The organism is Asanoa sp. NPDC050611 (assembly GCF_040654855.1).
Classification (GTDB): domain Bacteria; phylum Actinomycetota; class Actinomycetes; order Mycobacteriales; family Micromonosporaceae; genus Asanoa.
Genome location: NZ_JBFAIU010000714.1, coordinates 1 through 1,022, shown reverse-complemented (window position 1 = coordinate 1,022; position 1,022 = coordinate 1). Strand labels below are relative to the sequence as shown.

2 protein-coding genes are annotated in these 1,022 nt (G+C 69.5%); both read left to right on the top strand.

Translation table 11 applies throughout. The annotated features are described in order from the left end of the window. Window positions 1-181: 181 nt before the first annotated feature. Window positions 182-463: a helix-turn-helix domain-containing protein gene (locus AB0H87_RS42040; RefSeq protein ID WP_360159514.1), complete on the top strand. Its 282-nt coding sequence runs from the start codon at window positions 182-184 to the stop codon at window positions 461-463. A 37-nt stretch (window positions 464-500) separates the two neighbouring features. Further along, window positions 501-1,022, top strand: a 522-nt coding sequence (locus AB0H87_RS42035; RefSeq protein WP_360159511.1) for a carboxymuconolactone decarboxylase family protein, incomplete at its 3' end; no start/stop codon positions are given.

The following is a 1,022-nucleotide window of genomic DNA, read 5'->3' as shown; positions in this document are numbered from 1 at the left end:
CAGCGGCAGGTCGATGCCCAGACGGTCGCACAACGGCGTACGCACGATGCCGCTCCTCCGCTTCGGAAAAAGAACCGTTGACGGAACGGTAGTGTGTCGGTGACCGTAGTGGCAAGGGAGGACCATGTCGGCGCCTGCACCAGGACAACCGGTTCGCGGGTCGAGCACCGGCCGACCGCTGATGGCGGCGCTCGACCTGTTCGGGCGCCGGTGGAACCTGCGCATCGTCTGGGAGCTGCGGCACGGCTCACTCGGCTTCCGCGCTCTGCGCGAACGCTGCGACAACATGTCGTCCAGCGTGCTGCGGCAGCGGCTGACCGAGCTGGTCGAGGCCCGGGTGGTGGAGCAGTGGCCGGACACCACGTACACCTTGACGGACCTGGGCCACGGCGCCTACCGCGCGTTGCGCCCACTGGTCAGATGGTCCGACGACTGGGCGGCGGCGCTCGCCGAGGAGCACTAGCATCTGATTCGGATTCCGAAGCGCAGAGGAGGCGACCATGGTGCGAGTCCCGCCGCTCGAAGCGCCCTACGCGGCGGACGTGGCGGCACAGCTCGAGTCGATGACGCCGGCCGGCGTCGCACCGATCGGCCTGTTCCGGACCTTCGCCAAGAACCTGCCGATGACCGTCGCGATGAGCGGGTGGGGCCGGTACGAGCTGGGCAGGAACCTGTCGCTGACGCTGCGCGAGCGGGAGATCGTCATCCTCCGGACCTGCGCCCGGTGCGGCTGCGAGTACGAGTGGGGCGTGCACGTGATGGTCTTCGCCGCTCGCGCGGGTCTCACACCGGAGCAGATCGACTCCGTCACCCGCGGATCGCCGGCCGACCTCTGCTGGACCACCACCCGCGAGCGTGTCCTGATCCGTGTCGCCGACGCGCTGCACGACTCCTCGGACGTCGACGACGAGCTGTGGCTGGCCGCTCGGGACGTGCTGGGCGAACCGGAACTGCTCGACCTGTTCCTGCTCTGCGGCTGGTACCACGCGATCAGCTTCGCCGCGCGTGCCGCGCGCGTCGAG

What these genes read in the sequence shown, in the direction of transcription:
- AB0H87_RS42040 (WP_360159514.1), top strand. Translation starts at nt 182, where the DNA reads ATGGCGGCGCTCGACCTGTTCGGGCGCCGGTGGAACCTGCGCATCGTC.